Source organism: Paenibacillus sp. FSL H8-0175 (genome assembly GCF_045040615.1).
GTDB lineage: Bacteria > Bacillota > Bacilli > Paenibacillales > Paenibacillaceae > Paenibacillus_AQ > Paenibacillus_AQ odorifer.
This window is the reverse complement of record NZ_CP150299.1, coordinates 2994936-3015106: the sequence shown is the minus strand read 5'-3', so window position 1 is coordinate 3015106 and position 20171 is coordinate 2994936. Positions and strand designations below refer to the sequence as shown.

15 protein-coding genes are annotated in these 20171 nt (G+C 42.6%); 3 read left to right on the top strand and 12 right to left on the bottom strand.

Annotated features, from left to right (window positions below; genetic code table 11):
• Positions 1-4: 4 nt before the first annotated feature.
• The 9 genes from MHH46_RS13140 to MHH46_RS13100 form a co-directional block, all read right to left on the bottom strand.
• The gene (locus MHH46_RS13140; protein WP_081387720.1) at positions 5-1411 is read right to left on the bottom strand and encodes a GNAT family N-acetyltransferase; all 1407 of its coding nucleotides are present in this window, start codon (positions 1409-1411) and stop codon (positions 5-7) included.
• Positions 1412-1579: 168 nt separating this feature from the next.
• Positions 1580-2014, bottom strand: coding sequence for a hypothetical protein (locus MHH46_RS13135; protein ID WP_076189925.1), 435 nt, complete (start codon positions 2012-2014; stop codon positions 1580-1582).
• Positions 2015-2216: 202 nt separating this feature from the next.
• The gene (locus tag MHH46_RS13130) at positions 2217-2702 is read right to left on the bottom strand and encodes a hypothetical protein (RefSeq protein WP_076189924.1); all 486 of its coding nucleotides are present in this window, start codon (positions 2700-2702) and stop codon (positions 2217-2219) included.
• Positions 2703-3398: 696 nt separating this feature from the next.
• Positions 3399-4406 (bottom strand): ROK family protein, encoded by a 1008-nt coding sequence (locus MHH46_RS13125; protein ID WP_081387719.1) that lies wholly within the window; start codon positions 4404-4406, stop codon positions 3399-3401.
• Positions 4399-5085 carry an N-acetylmannosamine-6-phosphate 2-epimerase gene (locus MHH46_RS13120; RefSeq protein WP_038570497.1) on the bottom strand — a complete coding sequence of 229 codons (687 nt, stop codon included), beginning with the start codon at positions 5083-5085 and terminating at the stop codon, positions 4399-4401. Before MHH46_RS13120 ends, MHH46_RS13125 begins: the two co-directional genes overlap by 8 nt.
• Positions 5086-5093: 8 nt before the next feature.
• The gene (locus MHH46_RS13115; RefSeq protein ID WP_076189922.1) at positions 5094-6011 is read right to left on the bottom strand and encodes a dihydrodipicolinate synthase family protein; all 918 of its coding nucleotides are present in this window, start codon (positions 6009-6011) and stop codon (positions 5094-5096) included.
• 58 nt (positions 6012-6069) lie between these two features.
• On the bottom strand, positions 6070-6957 hold the full coding sequence (locus MHH46_RS13110; protein WP_051491452.1) for a carbohydrate ABC transporter permease: 888 nt from the start codon (positions 6955-6957) through the stop codon (positions 6070-6072).
• 12 nt (positions 6958-6969) lie between these two features.
• Complete coding sequence (locus MHH46_RS13105) at positions 6970-7818, bottom strand: carbohydrate ABC transporter permease (protein ID WP_052097471.1); 849 nt, start codon at positions 7816-7818, stop codon at positions 6970-6972.
• A gap of 129 nt (positions 7819-7947) precedes the next feature.
• Complete coding sequence (locus tag MHH46_RS13100; protein ID WP_076183515.1) at positions 7948-9339, bottom strand: ABC transporter substrate-binding protein; 1392 nt, start codon at positions 9337-9339, stop codon at positions 7948-7950.
• A 262-nt stretch (positions 9340-9601) separates the two neighbouring features.
• Between MHH46_RS13100 and MHH46_RS13095 the strand changes: the two genes are divergently transcribed.
• Both MHH46_RS13095 and MHH46_RS13090 read left to right on the top strand, forming a co-directional pair.
• The gene (locus MHH46_RS13095) at positions 9602-11230 is read left to right on the top strand and encodes a response regulator (protein WP_076189921.1); all 1629 of its coding nucleotides are present in this window, start codon (positions 9602-9604) and stop codon (positions 11228-11230) included.
• Between the two features lie 5 nt (positions 11231-11235).
• A complete protein-coding gene (locus MHH46_RS13090; protein WP_076189920.1) occupies positions 11236-13041 on the top strand; it encodes a sensor histidine kinase in 1806 nt (601 codons plus the stop codon).
• A gap of 2 nt (positions 13042-13043) precedes the next feature.
• Here MHH46_RS13090 and MHH46_RS13085 read toward each other — a convergent pair whose 3' ends face one another.
• Complete coding sequence (locus MHH46_RS13085) at positions 13044-14615, bottom strand: ABC-F family ATP-binding cassette domain-containing protein (protein WP_076189919.1); 1572 nt, start codon at positions 14613-14615, stop codon at positions 13044-13046.
• Between the two features lie 167 nt (positions 14616-14782).
• Here MHH46_RS13085 and MHH46_RS13080 point away from each other — a divergent pair, with 167 nt between their 5' ends.
• Complete coding sequence (locus MHH46_RS13080; protein ID WP_305954148.1) at positions 14783-17152, top strand: hypothetical protein; 2370 nt, start codon at positions 14783-14785, stop codon at positions 17150-17152.
• Positions 17153-18387: 1235 nt separating this feature from the next.
• Here the strand turns inward: MHH46_RS13080 and MHH46_RS13075 are convergent.
• Both MHH46_RS13075 and MHH46_RS13070 read right to left on the bottom strand, forming a co-directional pair.
• Positions 18388-19509: a DUF4179 domain-containing protein gene (locus MHH46_RS13075; RefSeq protein WP_076189918.1), complete on the bottom strand. Its 1122-nt coding sequence runs from the start codon at positions 19507-19509 to the stop codon at positions 18388-18390.
• Positions 19502-20038 carry a sigma-70 family RNA polymerase sigma factor gene (locus MHH46_RS13070; protein ID WP_036686352.1) on the bottom strand — a complete coding sequence of 179 codons (537 nt, stop codon included), beginning with the start codon at positions 20036-20038 and terminating at the stop codon, positions 19502-19504. Before MHH46_RS13070 ends, MHH46_RS13075 begins: the two co-directional genes overlap by 8 nt.
• Between the last annotated feature and the right edge of the window lie 133 nt (positions 20039-20171).

Sequence of the window (20171 nt, the reverse complement as noted above, 5' to 3'; positions counted from 1 at the left end):
CTTTTTACACTACCAACCCTCGTATAACTTCAAACTCGTCCCTACTGACTTCAACGAACCCGAGTGATGTATATAAATTCGAAGCACGTTCGTTCTCGATCCGATGGCCAATAACGATTTTGTCGCAATGGTGTTCTGCTTTAATATAACGAATTAAGGTATCCATACCCGTTCTGCCTAAACCCCTGTTCTGGTATTTCTGGTCAATCATAAAAGCCATAATCCAATAACTTCCGTCCTCAGGATCTACGCTATACACAGAGAAACCTACCAATTCTTCATCTGCGTATAAAGCGAGCGGGGTCATACCACAATAAGCTGCTTCTGCTAACCAATAGACCACCGGTACAGGAAAAATAGCCTTTTGCTCATCCGATACTTCTAATTGAGTACAAGCGTACCAGTTTTTTTCAGTGATATCCTTCAGCACTATATGTGGTTGAAAGCCGGTTCGTAATCGGTCACAAACTCTTTCTAATTTCAGTTTAAGCTGTTTCGCCCAATCCGGGAAAATAGAATCATCCGTATTCTCCATACACCGAAGTAATCTAGCAAAACTGTATAAGTCTGCAAATCTTTGAAATTCAGGTATCAACTTCATATACTCATCATCTAGCTGCTTAACCGATCTATATCCACTAATAAAATGGTCAATGTTTCTTCTACTTTCATCATCATCCGATTCCGTCAGGTCTCTTAACGCCGATGTAATATCCATCGCAAACCAGTGATACATAGAATCATCAAAATCGATGGCACTGTAGCGGGATTCTTCTTGCATATAAAAGATATTATCCATCTCAAAATCATAATGTACGAGCCCAGTATGCCCCACTCCAAAAGGGAGCTCTGATAGCCAAGCTTCAATCCGCTCATATTCCTTAAGCGCCTTATGCTCCTCAGGATGCCTGCTCAATACGGAATAAATAAAATTCAATGAATCGACCCAGCTTTTGCGATAAGGTGTGCTCGGTGCATAGGTTTCCGAAAAATTATGCAGACGTGCAAGCGATTGGCCCCATTGATAAAAATGAGGTTCCTTCATCTCATCAAGTGAAACATATTCACCCTGGGCCTGTTCAAAAACTACCCCGTGGTATCGCCCGTGATCCGTTAACAACGTTTCAATCCAATTGCCAGACTTAGAACGCACTGGAGAGACAGTCTCATAACCTTGTTCTAATAAATACATCATAAAATCCAGCTCTGCCTGGATATTGTCTGGAGAATTATCCTCTTCATGAGTAAACCTTAAATAAAAGCGGTTACCATTCCACTGAAAGGTATAAATAAAATTGCTGCTGGCCCTTACCATCTTTAAGGTTCCAGGCTCATGATTCCAATACTTAATCATCTCTTTAGCAGGAAGATCGTTCTCCGTTCCCCGCACCATGTTCCTTAAAGTCATCATTGTCCGATAGTGCCTCCTGCTTCATGACGGATTTGATTCTGGGTTCCCCCATTAACATTATCGGTAAATTATTCTATTTAATCAAGGGATTTTGATAGGCAGAGCTTTTGCTCTCCCACCATATCTATAGCATTATAAAAAACACTTTTCTAATTAGGACTATATAATTCACTGTGCCGGAGCAAATCCCCGACCAAGCGACTCATCGTCCTCTACCCAGTCATATTTCAGAATAAGCGGAGCAGGCACAACAGTCTCCAGTTGCTCTACACTCTCCCGCACATCATCATCAAAGTATCCTATAGCAAGTACAAGGGAAGAGATCAAGTTAGACAAAGATCTGGCGCTTTCACCAATCGTTTCCGAGTTGAATTTCTCCCCCAGGACTGTTGTCCAACATTGGGACTGCCCGATGGAGATTTGCAAATGAAGTTCCCATTTAGGCTCCATCTTAGCCGTCCAATAGGAGGACAGGACGTAAATCACTTCATCATTTGCCAAATTCACCGAATGAATAGAACCTTTGATTGCGGTCTCCGCTAAATGCACTCCTTTTTGGGAAAAAATATCAACAACGGAGTAGCTTTCAATCGAGTTATCCATTAAGCGACTTTGAATAACGTTGCCGCATCGGCCGAGAATTGGCTGAGTTATTGCAAAACCTTTAGTTTCCGCTCTCCATAGCTGTCACCGTCTCGCGTTAAACAAATGAATTCCCCGCCGGTCAAATTTACGTATAAATTACCGTCTTCGCCCAGGGAAGGGCTGGTGTCAACGTAGCTTTCCTCCGGTTGGTATATCCATTTCACTTCGCCATCCGGAGCAATGGCCTGCCATACGGCACACCATCCACTGCGGTCTTCCAATTTATCCGGCCGTTTTCGTCAACCGAAATGAGCTGATTATCTCGAATGCTATTGGTCGCAACCAAAATGGAGGCTGGGCTGATCAGCAGGGGAGACATAAGGGATGACTTAGTCTCCAATAGCAGCTCCACAGTGTCAGATTCAAAGCAAACCCGAAACAGTTTGCCGTATTGATGATTAAGCTCGAAATCACCCTGCCCCACAGCTAAAATGGCTCTCCCTTGTTCATCCACTGTAAACGAGCTTAACCCATATGAAAAATCCGGCCGCCCCGAGTCAACAACTCGCTTCAAAACTGAAAGCGATGTTGGAGCTCTGAATCGGGATTGTCTGATCCAATTCGCCTCAATGGGATGAATAGCTAATGGACGATAGCTGCCTTGTTGAAAACCGCCTACTCCTTCGTTGTTATTATAATCGACCATAATTTTCCCATCCTTTGTTATATAAGTTAAGGGATACAAACTGGAAAATTTGTATCCCTTAAGCCTAATTAAAATCTTAGCTAGGCTGGTTTGGTCAAACAAGTTATCCGAGCCGGACCAGTTAAGGTCGAATTTCCCCGAGTCTTTGGACACATTGAATTCGTCGTAGCGATATCGTGTGATATGCTCACATTAATGAATCACCATCATAAATTCAACGTAAAAAACGAAAAACTGCTTCCCATAACATGGGTTAGATGTGTTGATGGTTGAACGAAGGGTTCATTCGGCATTGGGTACTGGGGCGGGCTATAACTAATAAAAGAAACCACATGGAGTATTATTCACATGTGGTTCTAACTTAATTATTTAAAAAATTAATCAATCCCAAAACACTAATCAATCTTCAATGGCTCAATTACACCGGATCTCAGGGGAATCTGAGAAATAGAATAAATGTATTCTATACAGTTATGTCGTAGGCAAATGCAATCATTTTGACTTTAGTTGCATTTTCTACAACTAAAAACACGAGAAGCCACCACTAAGGCTGTAAATCAAGAAAATAGCTGTACAAAATACACTTATACCCATCGGCTGGAGGGATTCGAGAAATATAGTTGTACGATGTACAATTAAACGCTTCTACGTATTGCTCCCCATGACTTTCTATACAGATAGATGGTGAATAGCCCCTTATAACTCTGCTCTCTTTACTTTATCGGGACTATACTCCCACATCTGCAGCCCCGCACCGATCATTCCACATAAATTACCATAATAGGCTGCTTCAATACGAACATTTTCCAGCATCGATGGCATTACTCTGCCCTTTACTTCCCTTCTAATGCCTTCAAACAAAAGTTCGCCTGCTTCAGCAACTCCACCGCCAATGACGATGACTTTAGGGTTAAAAATATGGATTAATGAAGCAATCGCGGATCCGAGCGCAGCAATCGTGTCTTCCATTAACGCTGTAGCCAGAGAGTCACCTGCCCGCCATCTCGCTATCACTTCCCGTGAGTCTACGTTCTCTGGGGACTGGTTATGTAATAAAAGCTTGTCGCGCATGCGACGTGCGATACTTGTGCCTGAAGCATACTGCTCCAAGCAGCCTGTTCCACCACAAACGCATGCAGGCCCTTTGAAATCTACGGACATATGGCCTAACTCTCCAGCCCCACCCCAAGAACCGTGGACAAGATGGCCGTCTACGACTATCGCTCCACCCACGCCCGTACCAAGGGCAAGACAGATAAAATCTTTTACCTCTTTGCCTGAACCTAAATATTTCTCTGTTATTGCTAATACATTCACGTCATTATCAACGATTACCGGAAGTTGAAACTGTGTCTGAAGCAACTCCTTCAAAGCTGTGCCAGCATAGCCTGGAATAAGCTCCGAAGCGGAGCGGACACGCCCAGCCTCCCAATCCATTTGCCCTGCTGATCCTACGCCAATTCCTTGGAGCTGAATTCCCGCTTGTTGTGCTGTTATTTCATCCATTAATGTCCGAATAGCTAGTATAATACGATCCATTGTTTTCGTCTGTCCTGTCAATGTGCTTAGGCTTACAGTATGTAAAACGTCCCCTTGTGAAGAGACGAGTCCGGCATTAATTTTCGTGCCGCCAATATCTACTCCGATCGCATATTCTATATGAGGATCATACCCTTCCATCGCGGACTCACCTCCGTCAGTCATTGAAATTGCTCACGGCCTTAACATATCTCGAAGTGATCAATTGTGGCCTAGTAATTGCACTTCCTACAACAACATAGGATGCCCCCGCATTCTTAGCTTTTGCTGCGTCTTCCGGTGTCCATATCCGTCCTTCCGCAACAACAGGAATGTTCACTAATTTGCTTAATTGTTGAATTAAGACAAGGTCCGGTCCTTCCTGCTGTGTACTGTATGGGGTGTAGCCTGAAAGCGTGGTACCGATGAAATCCACACCTAATTTCTCAGCGGCAAGCCCTTCCTCAAATGTCGAAATATCCGCCATAACCAGCACACCTCTCAGATGTGCATATTCTATTAATGGCTTTACTGACTCTAAGCGTTCTTCCCGATTCGTTACATCAAGCGCAACAATCTCTGCTTTTGCAGAAACAATCGCCTTCACTTCATCTAAGGTTGGTGTTATAAATATGGCTGATCCGGGAATATCCCGTTTAATAAGTCCAATGACCGGTACATTTACTTCTTTTTTGATAGCTACAATATCTGGAACACCATTTGTCCGGATTCCTATAGCTCCTGATTGAACCGCTGCTCTTGCCATTTTAGCCATTGTATCCCCACCATGAAGCGGCTCATGCTCAAGTGCCTGACAGGAAACAATCAGACCTTTCACCGGAAAGATATCACTTATTCGAGTCATTATTAACCCTATCCCTTCGCTTCAAGAATATAATCTAATATTCTATTGTTCAGAGCTTCCACCCGCTCCTGATCGGAATCCTTAATCGGTAAAAGCGGCATTCTTGGCTGACCTGTTTCAAATCCGCGCACACTAAGGATCGCTTTACACGCACCATATAATGAAGGAAAGGATAGCAATTCAACAATGAGATCATTGATGATAAACTGCCATTTCTGCGCCTCAGCCATCTCTCCTTGCACATAACATTGTTCCACTTTTAGGAATAACTCGGGCATCACCCCATAAGTTCCACCAATCCCGCCATCTGCCCCAATACTGCGGCCCGCCAAATACTGCTCATCAGGTCCATTTAAGACTAGAAAATCCTTCCCGCCTGCGGCTTTAAATTGCTGAAGCTCAAACGTGCTCTCCGCCGAAATTTTCACCCCGATTACTTTATCCTGAGCTGCCATCTTAATCAGCAAGCTTTTCGATAATTGAAAGCCTGTAGTTTGTGGGATGTGATAGATAATAAATGGAAGCGCCGTACTATCAATAATCGCCTGCCAATGACTTTCAACACTGTCCGGAGACAGACGATAATAGATCGCAGGAACAGCCGATACGGCATGTGCGCCAACTTTCTCTGCATGGATAGCTAGTTCAACACTGTCTCTTGTAGATGGAGCACCCACGTGAGCAATGATTGTAAGCTCTTTTCCAACCTCTGCTATAACTGCCTCGAGCATTTGTTTGCGTTCTTCTACAGATTGCAGCATACCTTCGCCAGAGCTTCCGCCAATATAAAGACCTTTTACTCCCGTAGAAGCATACTGACGAGCTAATTTTCGGGCTCCTTCTTTATCGATTTCCCCCTCAGCATCATAACTGGAGTACATAGCAATAATAATGCCTTTAAAGGATTCAAGATCATATGATTTCATAAATTACAGCCTCCATCGTTTAATTCATTACTATTAATTTTCGTTGTTATAAGAATAATTAGCCTTTTACAGCCCCCATAGTAATCCCTTGGGTAAAGGCTTTTTGGAACATTAGAAAAATTGCAATCATAGGAATAGAGGCTAACGCAGCACCCGCCATAAGCAATCCATAGTTTGTTGTGAATTCACCCCGAAGAGTCGCTACCCCAAGTGGTAATGTCATCATTGAAGTCGATCTGGTCATGATCAGCTGACTGAAATAATCATTCCAAGAAGTGATGAAGGTAAAGATAGCCAGTGCCCCTATTGCAGGCTTTAACAAAGGTAAAATGATGGTTCCGAACAAACGAATCTCAGAGCTGCCATCTATTTTGGCTGCTTCAATTAATTCTCCTGGAATCGTCTGCGCGAACTGCTTCATTAGGAAGACTCCAAATGGCCAGCCAATCGCTGGTAAAATAAGCCCTTTATACGTGTTGACCCACCCAAAATCTGCAAGCATCGTAAACAGCGGGACAAGAATAACTTGCTTAGGCAATGCCATAGCGGCAACAAACATCGTAAAGATAATCCCTCGGCCAGGAAAAGACTTTTTGGCTAGCACATATCCAGCACAGGAAGAAACGATACAAATCGCTGCCATTTCACAAAAAGCAATGATGAAACTGTTAAACATCCAGCGCTCAACGGGATTCTTAAATAACTCGGTCCAGTTTTGCAGAGTCGGCTTAGCCGGAAACCATTCCGGGGGGATCGTTGTTGCCACAGTCTGAAGCTTAAATGCCCCTGAAACCACCCAATAAAAAGGGAAGATAAAAAACAACGTTGCTAGAATCAACAGGATGGTCGCTAATATTTTTGGAATCGTCAATTCTTTTTTCCATTTGCTTACTTTCTTAGATTGGCCAATAGGTGCTCTCAATTCTAACGGATTCGTAGAATTCATGATGTCCCCTCCTTAATACTCAACATCACTGCCAAAGTATTTGAATTGAATGATAGAAATGATCCCGATCACAATCGCAAGGATGACACCCATCGCCGAGGCATATCCAAAATGACCGAGCATAAAGGCTTGTTCGTAAACGCCATACATAACAGTCGATGTGCTATACACAGGTCCACCCGAGGTGAGCAACTGAATTAGCGCAAAACATTGAAAGGTGTTGATCGTGGTAATCACGATAATATATAAGTTCGTTGGCATTAGCATTGGCCATAATATTTTCCGGAAAATCTGCCAAGGCGTCGCTCGATCAATCTCAGCTGCTTCTATGTAAGAAGTAGGAATGTTCCCAATAGATGCCACATATAAAATGATCGGCTGCCCAACAGAGGTCGTTATCAGAACCACGATAATTGCAAGCAGTGCAGTCCTCGTATCTCCTAACCAGGATATAGGCTCCATTCCCAAAAAGCTGGTCAAATAATTTAGAATCCCATAGTTCGGATGATAAATCCAGCCCCAAACGACTGTGATGCTTACAACCGAGGATACAGCCGGCAAATAGAACACTCCACGGAAAAACGATCTGGCAAACTCTTTTTTCTTATAAATATTCATAGAGATAAATAACGAGAAAATAATAACGATGGGTACAGTGATGAGTACAAGCAATAATGTATTTCCCATCGACTTCCTGAAGTTATCATCTTTTATTAAGGAGATATAATTATCGAGGCCAATAAAGCTGAAATCTCTCAAGGAGTAATCAAAGAAACTAATATAGACCCCTTTCACCATCGGATAAGCCACAAAAAGCAGGAAAAACCCAAATGCTGGCACTAAAAAGAGATAACTCATCATCCAGTCACGAATCACATAACCTTTTATTTTGCGAACCGTTGTCCCCACAGTCCTTCCCCATTTCTTCGATGATTTAAAAAGAAAAGAGTGCTTCCCGCACTCTATTCTTTTGGACACCATTCACTTTTTTTATTTCATTGCAGCCTTTGCTTTCGTAATCGCTTCGTTTGCTTTTGCAGCAAAGCTGTCCAAAGCTTCTTTACCGGTTGCTCCTCCAGTTAAAGCACGTTGTAATTCAGGGAACCAGAAAGTACGAATATCAGCATATCCATCGGCAATGGTAGGTGCATCTGTTGTGAATTTACGAGCATACTCAGCGTATTTGTACTCTGCATCATCATAGAGGCCTGTAATCGAATTACGAACAGACAGACCACCTGTTTGAATCAAGTTTTTCTTCCCCCATACAGGATCATTAGCAATAAAATCAATCAGCTTCTTAGAAGCTGCAATCTTAGCTTCATCACCATTATTGAATACCGCCATACCGCCGAGGTAAGGTTCAAGCTTAGGTTCCGATCCATCTAAAGTTGGGAATGGAAGCAGAACATCTTCGAATTCAACCATTTTTTTAGATACGTTCTGAGCTTTAAGTACTGCAGAATAGTTGAGTGTAAAGGCTAATTTCCCTTGTAAAAATAAGTCGTTCACGTCAGCAGCCGCAAGGGAAGCCGCACCAGAAACGCTAAGTTTATCTTTTGTAGCTTGAACGATCCAGTCCAACGCTTTCGCAGCATTATCAGTATTGATAGCGACTGCGGAATTATCTTCATTTAGAAATCTGGATACACCTAAGTTAGCAAGATATGCACGAGTTCCTTGATCTCCAGCCTGGCTCTTCGCGAAGAATCCGGTAGGAATAACATCAGGTGCTTTTTCTTTAACAGCTTCCAGCGCTTTCTTATATTCTTCAAACGTCCAAGTTCGGTCTTCCTTATCCAGAGGAAGCAAATCTAGCGCGCCAATCTTCTCAAAAACGGTCTTGTTTACCGCCATCATAAAAGGAGCTGTATTGATCGGATACATAAAGATCTCTTCGCCAACACTAGACTGTTTCCAAAAGGCTTCCGAAATATCATTTTTCACTTCATCGGTCACCATATCATTAAGAGGTGCTAATAAGTCCTTTTTACCCCAGTCAATAATCCGTCCAGGAGCATCATAAATTACATCAGGTGCGGTATTCGAAGCAATTGCCACATTCAGTTTTTCAGGGCCGCCTTCAAAGGTGATCATCTCAAGGTTGACTTTAATTTCCGGATTCTTCTCATTAAAAGCTGCAATGATTTCCTTCTCATATTTGCCAACTTCACCATCTAAAGCTTGAAAGCTCGGAAAATTCCACCATGTTATTTCTACTGGTTTAGCAGCAGTCTCAGTAGCCGCGGGCTCACTCTTATCAGTATTATTACTTGGTTCATTGGCGGAATTCGCTGTATTCGTATTTCCGCATGCAACTAACTGTGTACCTAAAAGTGCGACACCAACAATGCTCATTAGCCCTTTTTTCATTGCTCTCATGTGCTACCCCCTATTATTTTTGTGGAATAGAATGCTTTCTCATTCCTTGCGCTAATCATAAATCAATTATAAATTCAGGAGAATCCCACTCCTTTTACATTTAGGGTCGTATTCTGACCTATACCTTCTTTCAGCCCCTCTTCAATGTTATAATACATTACATATTTCACCTATAATCATTTTAATTTTTAGCTTATAACTTACATTTGATGATATCGTTGTTGAAAAATCCACTATAAATCTAGTCTTCCGGAGGGATTTCATGTACAAGCTTATGATTGTAGAGGATGAACCGTTAATACGGACGGGATTAAAACATTACTTTTCGTGGCAGGAGCTTGGTGTTCAGAGTATTGTTGAAGCGGAGAATGGAAAAGAAGGCGTCGCTACCGCACTACGTGAGCAGCCAGATTTAGTGATCACTGATATTCGCATGCCCGAAATGGATGGTCTTCAGATGATAGAAGAGCTTCGCCAATTCCTTCCTGATACTTTGTTTATTATTTTGACAGGATTTAATGATTTCGAATACGCTCAACGAGCCATCAAGCTTGGGAGTGTGCATGCTTTTTTACTCAAACCTCTGGAATATGAAGAAAGCCTAACCGTGATTCAAGAATGCATGAACAAGCTGCAACTTAAACAACAAGAACAAAGGAAACGTTCTACTCTGGAAGGTTCACAACTTATAAAGCTACTACTCGAAGAAGAACAACCTGCAATTGACACTAATTTAATCGCTGAATTATGTAGTTTCAAAAGTAAACATTATCTGTATCTCCCTTTTGTTTTGGCAGGTTTCCCTATCAGAGAAACACCTTCACCATCCACAAGGTGGATGCGAGAACAGGCGACTAAGTTCATACATCTTGCAACGGAGGCCTATCTCCCGGCAAGTCTGCCACGATCTATTTTTACATATGCAGCTAAATCCAAACTATACGGGCTAATAGTCATGGGATCACAGACTGCAACGAGCATTGTCCCTTTTGAGACCCAAGTACTTACTGAACTCGATCAGCATTTGAACAAGCTTACGTTAGAACATTATCTTGCCCTTTATCTTGCCATAGGTACAGTGACGAACGAACTGTCTCAAATCACTTCATTACTTCACGAGTCTGAAAAGCTGTTATATCAACGTTTCTATCAGAATGAACGGAATATATTCCATATCTCTTCTATAAAGGCAGGCGCCACAGCTACTAAACCAATGCTTATCCAACTAGATGACAACGATAAGAAACGAATAATCTCCTGCATCGAAAACGCCAATAAACAAGAGATTCTACAATTAATGCAACGATTGGCACAAGATATTTTGCATAAAACAGATGGCCATTCACCTGATCTATGGCTTGCATATGTACAAGAAATCATAAGTGTCATTATCCGCTTCGCTAATAAAAACCACATTCATAGGGATGGTGTGTACAGCGATAAACTATTAAACCTTACTTTTGTTGAGGATTTTCACTCCCTTGAGGTCATGTTCGAGTGGCTGGGGAATTGGATGGTTCATCTGGGGAACATATATACCGAAGGTCTGACGGATAACCATCAGCAGGATGTGATTATCTTTGAACATATCAAATCCTTCATTAGAGCTAATATTGATCAAGATATTACTCTACAAATGGTAGCGGATCGCTTCTTCTATAACCCTTCTTATTTAAGCCGTCTGTTCAAAAGAAAACTCGATAAGAACTATATGCGATTTGTAACCGAAATCCGTATGGAATACGCGCAGGAATGCTTAAAAAAACCGGAAATTCTAGTGACCGATGTCTGCACAATGTGTGGTTACAAGAGCTATAAGCATTTCGTTAAAACGTTCCGGCTCTTCACCAACATGACCCCATCAGACTATAGAAAACAATCGGGGTGGTAAGCAAAATGATGCAAATAAACCAGCCAAAAAAACGTTATCGGATGCGGCATGTCAATCGGCAGATTTTTGTGCTGATGATCCTGACCATTACTATTCCTTTGCTGATTATATCCGCGATTATCTATATTTTTTCAAATCAAGCCGTCAAAAATGAATATCAAAGCAGCTCTAATCTCATCCTTAATAATCTTTCTTTCAACATCGACCAGTATCTGCAAAGTATTGAAAAAGGGACCCTTAACGCCCAAGTAGATAGTCAATTACAAACCGCTCTCGAGCATTGGACTATCAACAAAGATAATATCGGGAATGATCTAAGTATTCAGTATGGAAACACGATTGAACAGTTCATCAGCGGGATTGAAATGACGATTAAAAATGTCGACAGTGTGCAGATTTTCGCGGGGTCACGTGTATTCTACTCCGCCAATTTCAATCGTGCGGATTATGATGTGAAGGACTACACCCAAGAGGATTGGTATTTACAGACGCAGCAAAAAAAGGGGGGCGTAATCCTGTTTGGAAGTCATCTCCCCTTCTATCGCACCAATTCCAAACAATCCGTCATCTCCATTGCCAGAGTCATTAATAAAAAAGGAAGCAAGCAGCCCTTAGGTGTCATGTTAATCGATATCCGGCTGGATTCATTACGGGAAATCTTAAAGCTGTCCGAGAATAGCAAGCGGAAATTTATTATTTTAGACGATAAGGGGGGCAACGTTTACAGCTCAGATTCATTGGAGACGAGTCCTTTAGAGCCAGTCCCTATCGACAAACAGGCGCTTAACACTTTTATGAACAATGACGCCGGGAGCTTATATGGTACTTTTGATGACAAGGATTCGTACATTAATTTTGTTACCTCTCCTTACTCCAACTGGAAGGTCATTCAATATATTGATGAAAAAGAGATGACTAAGCAGGCTTCTTTTCTTGGCAAAATCATTTTAACCTTGGCGCTCTTATCGCTTGTCACTGCACTCTTATTTATGTATATCCTCTCTGAACGCGTAACCAAACCTATTATTCTGTTAAGCCGGAAGGTGAAGCTGGTGGGGATGGGGAATTTCGATGTGGATTTGTACAGTAATCGTCAAGATGAATTTGGGGTTCTATATAATGGAATTCGTAAGATGGTTAAGGATTTGCAAAACTATATTGAGCGATCTTCGATGGCCAAGGCTCAACAAAAAGTAGCCCAGTATGGTGCGCTCAAAAGCCAAATCAATCCGCATTTTCTGGCAAATGTCCTTGAATCTATTCAAATGAAAGCCATCATCAATGGGCAAAGAGAGATTGGCGAGATGGTGGGGATCGTGGGCAGATTGTTTCGGATTCATATCCAGACTGGGAAAATCACCGTTACCCTGCGCGAAGAACTTGAGCATGTCCGGCTATATGTGAAGATTCAGCAGTTGCGTTTTGGGGATAAATTACAGTACATGGAGCAGCTAGATCCGCAATGCGAGATCGTTAAGGTCATGCACTTCTCCTTGCAGCCCATCGTAGAGAATGCTATCGTACACGGCCTAGAAAGCCGCAGTGAACCAGGTCTGCTTGAGGTATCCTCGGTGATATCGGGGGAGGATATGCTGATTATCGTTAAAGATAACGGCATTGGCATCGAGGAAGAGAAACTTAAACAGCTGCGTTTCCGTCTCTCTCAACCCTCAGATACCTTAGATGAAGAACATATTGGCATTAAAAATGTTCATGATCGTATTCAATTTCATTTTGGCGAAAAATATGGAATTGAAATTTCCAGTCACTTAGGTGAAGGAACGACAGTGATCATCCGACTTCCCGCGTAATCCTAAACATTTTGCTCAGTAATGCCTAATTCAGGATCAAAGGTGAGCATTTTCGTCGCTATTTTATCAATAAAAAACCGATCATGACTAACTGTTACTACAGCGCCAGGAAAATGAATCAACGCCTGCTCCATCACCTGAATACTGGTTAAATCCAAATGGTTAGTGGGCTCATCTAAAATAATGACAGCAGCTCCGGAGAGAAGGCATTTCGCTAAAGCCACTCTGGCCTGCTGTCCACCTGAAAGGCTGCCAATCGTTTTACTCAGATCCATTTCCGAGAATTGGAGCATCGCTAGAAATTTATTCACCTTTTTCCGCGGTGCGTCCAGTCCCAGTCCATAAACATTTACGGCATGGCTGACGGTATCTTTATGATCCAGCTCATCCCACATCTGATTAAAGTACGCATAACCGACCCCGCGTTCCCAAGTCACTTCCCCCGATTCCGGTGCTTCTTGTCCAGTCAGTACTTTGATTAGTGTCGACTTTCCGCTGCCGTTCGGACCCACGATAGCTATCCGGTCTTCCTTTTGAATATCGAAGCTAATGTTCTGGAAAATGGAGCGGCCATCATAACTTTGTCCAATCCGCTTCACTTCCCCCAGCTTGTCAGGAAAACGTAAATTACTATAAATATCAGTGATTAATACGTTAACTGGATGAGGTTCCACTCGTTTTTTCATATCCGTTAGCTTACGGGATAGACGATCCTTAGAAGACTTCTTACTACCACGGTTTTCAATGGCCTCGGACTCCATAAGGAGAAGTTCTTCTTCCCACTCAAATTGCCGATCGAGCACTTTTTTACGCATCTTCTTTTTACGAACGTAATCGGTATAATTGCCTTCATATTCCTGAAAATGATAGTTCTCGATTTCTATCGTCCGCGTGACCACTCTGTCAATAAATTGCCGATCATGAGAAACCAGAAGCATCGCCCCATTGAAACGGTGCAGCCACTGCTCCAACCATACGATCCCTTCCATATCCAAAAAATTAGTAGGCTCATCGAGCAATACAACATCGGGCGCTTCAATTAAGACTTTAGCCAGTGCCGCGCGGTTCCTCCAGCCTCCGGATAACTCCTCTACAGGTTGATGCCGCGATCTCTCATCGAATCCTAATTTAGTCAGCACCGTATTGATTTCCACAGATACATTCCAGCCATCCAAATGCTCCATTTGTTCAAAAAGATCAGCTTGGCGCTCTAAAAGTGCATTCATCTGGACATCATCCGACACCTGCCCAAGCTGTTCTCCTATTTGGTTAAGCTCCTGTTCAATGCGTGCTACCTCTTCGAAGCAAAGTTCTAACTCTTGTTGTACAGACAAAGACCCGGAAAGCTCCGAAAATTGAGAGAAGTAGCTGATCTTCACATTGGGATCTAACTCTACTTTTCCTGCCGTTGGCTCCTCTTTTCCCATGATTAGCTTAAAAACAGTAGATTTACCTGCTCCATTTCGTCCGATTAAGCCAATACGTTCGCCCTTGCTCACACGAAAATAAATATCTCGAAAGATCAATGTATTCTCATATTTCTTAGTTACGTTCTCCATTCGGATTACGCTCAAGTCTATCACTCCTAGTTCGTATAGATCAGAATTCATCGTTGAATACCCAAAAAGCTATTATAGCACTAATTAAAAAAAGGACTTTATAATCATATTATTACTTATATTTATTTCCGATATATGTATTTATATTAATATAAATTTATAAATACATAAGGAGGATTACAATGAGTTTGCTAAAATCATTCAAGAAAAATGCGAGTGTTATTATGTGCATTACCCTGCTCTTTTCTCTTTTTATTGTGTATCCGGCAAGTGCTTCTACCTTCTTCCAAGACCGCTTTGAAGAGGGCGATAATCTATGGACATCCACTAGTGGGAATTGGACTATTGTTGAGGACGAAGGCAACAGCGTATATTACCAGTCTGCCACAAAAGAAGGACGTACTTCTGCAGGTGATCCAGCCTGGAGCGATTACACTGTGGAAGCGGATGTAAAAGTTGTTGATTTTAATGGCTCAAACAGAACTTATGTTGCGGGCAGATACATAGATGGAAATAATTTTTATGCAGCTTCTTTGTATAATAATAATGATGGCATGCTGGAAATCAGAAAGAAGGTTTCTGGATCTACTACAACTTTGACCAGCAAACCTTACGCTCTGCAAACAGGAGTTTGGTATAACGTAAAACTCGAAATGAGCGGAAATACCATCAACATGTATGTAAATGATACGCTGGAGCTCTCAGCTTCCGATTCCAAATTAAAAAAAGGTGCAGCAGGGCTCGTTACCTTTAAGACTATTACAATGTTCGACAATGTGACCGTTTCTGACACCGTTGGCACTACACCGACGCCGACACCGACTGCTACGCCATTACTGACTGCTTCACCAACACCTACTGTTACGCCATTACCTACTGCTACACCAACACCGACACCGACTGTTACACCGATACCGACTTCTTCACCAACGCCTACTGCTTCACCGACACCTACTGCTACGCCGACACCTACTGCTACGCCGATACCGACTGTTTCACCAACACCAACTGCTACGCCGATACCGACTGCTTCACCAACACCGACGGCTACACCAACATCAACTGCAATACCGACTCCGACTTTCACGCCGTCACCAACTGCTTTACCGACACCGACTGCTTCACCAACGCCTACTGCTACACCATTACCGACTGCTTCACCAACGTCTACTGCTATACCGACACCGACTGCTTCACCAACGTCGACACCGGTTCAGGTTAGTGAATATGATTTGGCTGGGTTTGCCACAGGAACAACAGGTGGTGGAAATATCCAAGAAAACAGTCCACTCTATAAAAAGGTATATACCGCAGAAGATCTTGCCACTGCACTGAGAAAAGGATCCAAAATAAAGGTTATTGAAATTATGAACGACTTGGATCTGGGATGGAATGAAATTTCTGATGCAGCAAAGATCTCCCCATTTAGCGCTCATAACAATGCTTTAACACATCCCGTATTAATAGAGACTGGTGTCAGCAAAGTGTCTATAGACAACTTCGACGGTTTGACCATTTTCTCTGCTAAGGGTGCAACCATTAAACATGCCGCTTTTACCTTTAAAAGAAGCTCTAACGTCATCATCCGCAACCTTGAATTTGATGAGCTGTGGGAATGGGATGAAGCAACCAAAGGGAATTACGATAAAAACGACTGGGACTACATCACCATTGAAAACAGCAACAACGTATGGATCGACCACTGCACTTTCAATAAATCTTATGACGGAGTTGTCGATGTTAAAAAAGGCAGCAACGGCGTCACCATTTCATGGTCATCCTTCTTAGGGGATGATAGAAACGCAAACAGCTGGGTTACTCAGCAAATTAATGCTATGGAAGCCAACAAAGCTGCCTATCCCATGTACGCTTATTTAAGAAGCAGCTCAGTTGGCCTAAGTAAAGACGACATCATTGCGATTGCCGCTAGTCAAAAAAAGGGCCACTTAATAGGCGCAACAGAGTTTGCAGCTGATAATGCGCTTCTTTCTGTAACGCTCCATCACAACTACTATAAAGATATACAAGACCGCATGCCCCGCCTTCGTAGTGGTAATGCGCATGCCTATAACATTGTAATGGACAACGAAGATACTAGATTGGCTAAAAAACGTCTAACTTCCGCTATGGAAAAAGCGATCTCAAGCAAGGGGTATCATTTCGGGGTTACAAGTAACGGAGCCATCTCTACAGAAGGAGGAGCTGTATTACTTGAAAGGTCTGTAATCATTGATGTAGTGTATCCTCTTCGCAACAATCAAGCGGATGCAAGTAATAGCAAATATACGGGTGCAATCGCAGCTTTAGATACGATCTATTCACTAGATGGAGCAACGTTCAGAGGAGACAGTACATCTAAGAACAGCCCTCTCTCCCCTGTACCCGCTGCCGTTAAAGCATTTGCATGGAACGGATTCACAACACTACCTTATAGCTACACTTCAGATGACCCAGCTAGTCTAAAATCTAGACTTACCGCTGTTGACGGCTCAGGGGCAGGCAAATTGTCCTGGTCAAACGAGGAATGGTTGAAAACAAATTACAGCAACTAACTCGACTAACTAATTACTGAACACATACTCCCATAACTACAACGAGAAAAGTTACTGACTTAGTAGTTGCCACACTAGCGTCACCTTTGCACCAAATTAGTGCCATATTAGTGCTACTAGCGCCATATTAACGCCATATTAGGACCACATTAGCACCACTTTTGTACGCCGAAATTACTCAGACGCTCAGACGGTGATTTACAGTTTAAAGTGCAGTATTTACGAGGCCAGATGGCGAGTTTACTGTGCAGTATTTACGAGGTCAGATGGCGAGTTTACAGTTTACAGTGCAGTATTTACGAGGTCAGATGGTTCGGACTCAGGAGCCCTTATTTCGAAGAATCCGGGCATTTCGCAGTGCTATCGGACTCAGATGCAGCTATTCATCCCAATATGCTCATTTTGGGTGTGGATTTAGACCAATAAGAGCTATGCAGTCCGAAAACTCAGCAAAATGGTCAAAAAAGCCAAAATAGTTGCAATACAGTCCGTTAGGAGTGTTACGCGCGTGAGGAACATGAGGAGCATGAGAAACCTGAGGAGCGTTATTAACTTAGTTGCCACATTAGCAACTCTTTTGTACCGCACTAATGCCACTTTTGTTCTGCCGAAATAGCTAAGACGCTCAGACGGTGATTTACAGTTTAAAGTGCAGTATTTACGAGGTCAGATGGCGAGTTTACAGTGCAGTATTTACGAGGCAGATGGTTCGGACACAGGAGCCCTTATTTCGAAGAATCCGGGCATTTCGCAGTGCTATCGGACTCAGATGCAGCTATTCAACCCAATATGCTCAATTTTGGTGTGGATTTAGACCAATAAGAGCTATGCAGTCCGAAAACTAAGCAAATTGGTCCAAAAAGCGAAAATAGCTGCAATATGGTCCGTTAGGAGTGTTACGCGCGTGAGGAACATGAGAAACCTGAGAAACGTGAGGTGCCTGTGAAACGTGAGAAGCGTGAGAAACATGAGGTGCCTGAGGAACATGAGAAACGTGAGGAACATGAGAAGCCTGAGGAACATTAAGCGCCTATGGACCCCGTGAGGAGCATTATGCACATACAGTCCCGATAGGAGCATCAGGAGTTTGTTCTCATTTAACAAGTGGCGTGTTTGGTGTTAAAAGGTAACTCGCAAAGTTAGTATAATGTCCCAACAATAACAAAAAGGCCGCAACCAGCGGCCTTTTTCTATATTACAACTCCCAACGCATATTCACTAATATCGCTTACCGCTCATTTTTCCAGAATATCAATATACTCTTCTTTCTCTCGATCTGCCCCCGCATTAAGTTTCAGTCGCAGTGACTTCGGGTGATCCAACACATTACTGCTGAAGTAACTTATAAATCCATCATCAGATCCACTACCAGAATTCGGATTAATTTTAATGTCGCGCTTCCCAACCTGCGCTGTTAATTCATAGGGGAGCTTTTGAAACAGTTCATTTCGGACGATCCAATCCGTTTTCAATTCCTCATTTATCGTAAATTTGAGCGCTATGCTTAACGGAGAAAGCTCGACTTCGGCTAGTTTTACTTCCTGTCCGTCAATTTTGAAGGGGTGGTCTACAACTAATGTCTCCGTCTTCAGCTCCCAAAACTTAGGATCAATAGAGAAGTTCACTTTTAAACGATCAGAATACCGCATGTCGGATAAAACCGTTCCTGTTTTCGGTTTACTTAACATTCCCGGGTCTACAGAGGCAATCTGAAAATCCGCCACTACGTCTGTTGGCCTTGTTTTATTTCGGTCCAGTGAGAATACAGTTTTACCGAGCCAAGTATATATGGTTCCCTCTGCGTGTGCTCCCATTCCGCCCCTATTCCCATTCTCCTCCATTACGTCTCGTCCAGTTTCAGCTTCTGTCAGCTTCACACTATTTACACTGTACACTTCCTGACCATCACTTGTTGTCCCTGTATACAGCAGCATGATTTTATTTTCATCAGCAAGCACAGCATTTAGAGTAATTTTATATCCATTTGATTCAGCACTCTTATTAACGATTTGTACATAATCATTCCGGATTGCAGACTCTAGTGTAAGAGCATCAATATCAGCTGCAGCCAATGTTTTAAAAGGCTCCAATACGCCCCAATCGAACGTATCAACACTCGAAGTCCCTTGCTGTGGCAACAGCTGGGTTGGATTGAAGAACAGCAAGCCCGCTATCATCACTGCAGCCGCCAGCACAGACATCGCGCTTTTTGTGAATATTAACCTTCTGCCACGTTTCTTGCCTAATTCCAAACCTGCTTGGATCGCATAGATCTGAGCGGCTGCATTCTCTATTTTTTGTTCTTGTGGGATACGTTCGGCATCGCTTAACATGGCAAGCTCCTCTTGACTACTCATTGTTCCATTCACCCCGATTCTTTATGATGGTTCGCAACTGCTTCAGCCCCTTATGCTGCCAAGTCTTAACCGTCCCCTCGGGTTTATTCATAATGTTAGCGATCTCAGTCAAGGTCATATCGTTGTAGTATTTTAGCAGCAGCACATGGCGATACTTGGGCTTAACCTGCTCGAGTGCCCACAGCATTTCCATCCGATGATGGCCAATGTGTGTGACCTGTTCTCCTATTCTTTCATCTACCAGCGGCATGGAACGTTTTCTCCGTCTTTGTTCATCTATACAGACATAAATTAGAATTCGAATAATCCATGATTTGAATGCTTTGGGGTCCTTTAAAGTTTTTCTTTTAATCCAAGCCCGGCAAGTCATTTCCTGCATCGCTTCTAGCGCATCGTTTCGGTTACGCAAGTAACTATAAGCAATACTGTACAATTGTTCTCTATGTACCAATATCGAATCGTAAAAATCTGTCTCGCTCCGAGTATCAAGAATCGTTACTTTTTTCATTTCTGCATTAGTCATCGTCATGTCCTTCCTTAGCCTCCTCTCTTCAACCTTTCATAGATTAAGACGGGGGAGGTATAGAAACGGTTTTTATTTCGTTTTGCTTTTTTTGCTCAAAGCTCTTTAAATTATAGCATTCTATAAAAATTGAACGAAA

Excerpts from the sequence above, each read along its gene's own strand:
- MHH46_RS13140 (WP_081387720.1), bottom strand. The coding sequence starts at position 1,411 with ATGATGACTTTAAGGAACATGGTGCGGGGAACGGAGAACGATCTTCCT.
- MHH46_RS13135 (WP_076189925.1), bottom strand. The coding sequence starts at position 2,014 with ATGGATAACTCGATTGAAAGCTACTCCGTTGTTGATATTTTTTCCCAA.
- MHH46_RS13130 (WP_076189924.1), bottom strand. The coding sequence starts at position 2,702 with ATGGTCGATTATAATAACAACGAAGGAGTAGGCGGTTTTCAACAAGGC.
- MHH46_RS13125 (WP_081387719.1), bottom strand. The coding sequence starts at position 4,406 with ATGACTGACGGAGGTGAGTCCGCGATGGAAGGGTATGATCCTCATATA.
- MHH46_RS13120 (WP_038570497.1), bottom strand. The coding sequence starts at position 5,085 with ATGACTCGAATAAGTGATATCTTTCCGGTGAAAGGTCTGATTGTTTCC.
- MHH46_RS13115 (WP_076189922.1), bottom strand. The coding sequence starts at position 6,011 with ATGAAATCATATGATCTTGAATCCTTTAAAGGCATTATTATTGCTATG.
- MHH46_RS13110 (WP_051491452.1), bottom strand. The coding sequence starts at position 6,957 with ATGAATTCTACGAATCCGTTAGAATTGAGAGCACCTATTGGCCAATCT.
- MHH46_RS13105 (WP_052097471.1), bottom strand. The coding sequence starts at position 7,818 with ATGATGAGTTATCTCTTTTTAGTGCCAGCATTTGGGTTTTTCCTGCTT.
- MHH46_RS13100 (WP_076183515.1), bottom strand. The coding sequence starts at position 9,339 with ATGAGAGCAATGAAAAAAGGGCTAATGAGCATTGTTGGTGTCGCACTT.
- MHH46_RS13095 (WP_076189921.1), top strand. The coding sequence starts at position 9,602 with ATGTACAAGCTTATGATTGTAGAGGATGAACCGTTAATACGGACGGGA.
- MHH46_RS13090 (WP_076189920.1), top strand. The coding sequence starts at position 11,236 with ATGATGCAAATAAACCAGCCAAAAAAACGTTATCGGATGCGGCATGTC.
- MHH46_RS13080 (WP_305954148.1), top strand. The coding sequence starts at position 14,783 with ATGAGTTTGCTAAAATCATTCAAGAAAAATGCGAGTGTTATTATGTGC.
- MHH46_RS13075 (WP_076189918.1), bottom strand. The coding sequence starts at position 19,509 with ATGAGTAGTCAAGAGGAGCTTGCCATGTTAAGCGATGCCGAACGTATC.
- MHH46_RS13070 (WP_036686352.1), bottom strand. The coding sequence starts at position 20,038 with ATGACGATGACTAATGCAGAAATGAAAAAAGTAACGATTCTTGATACT.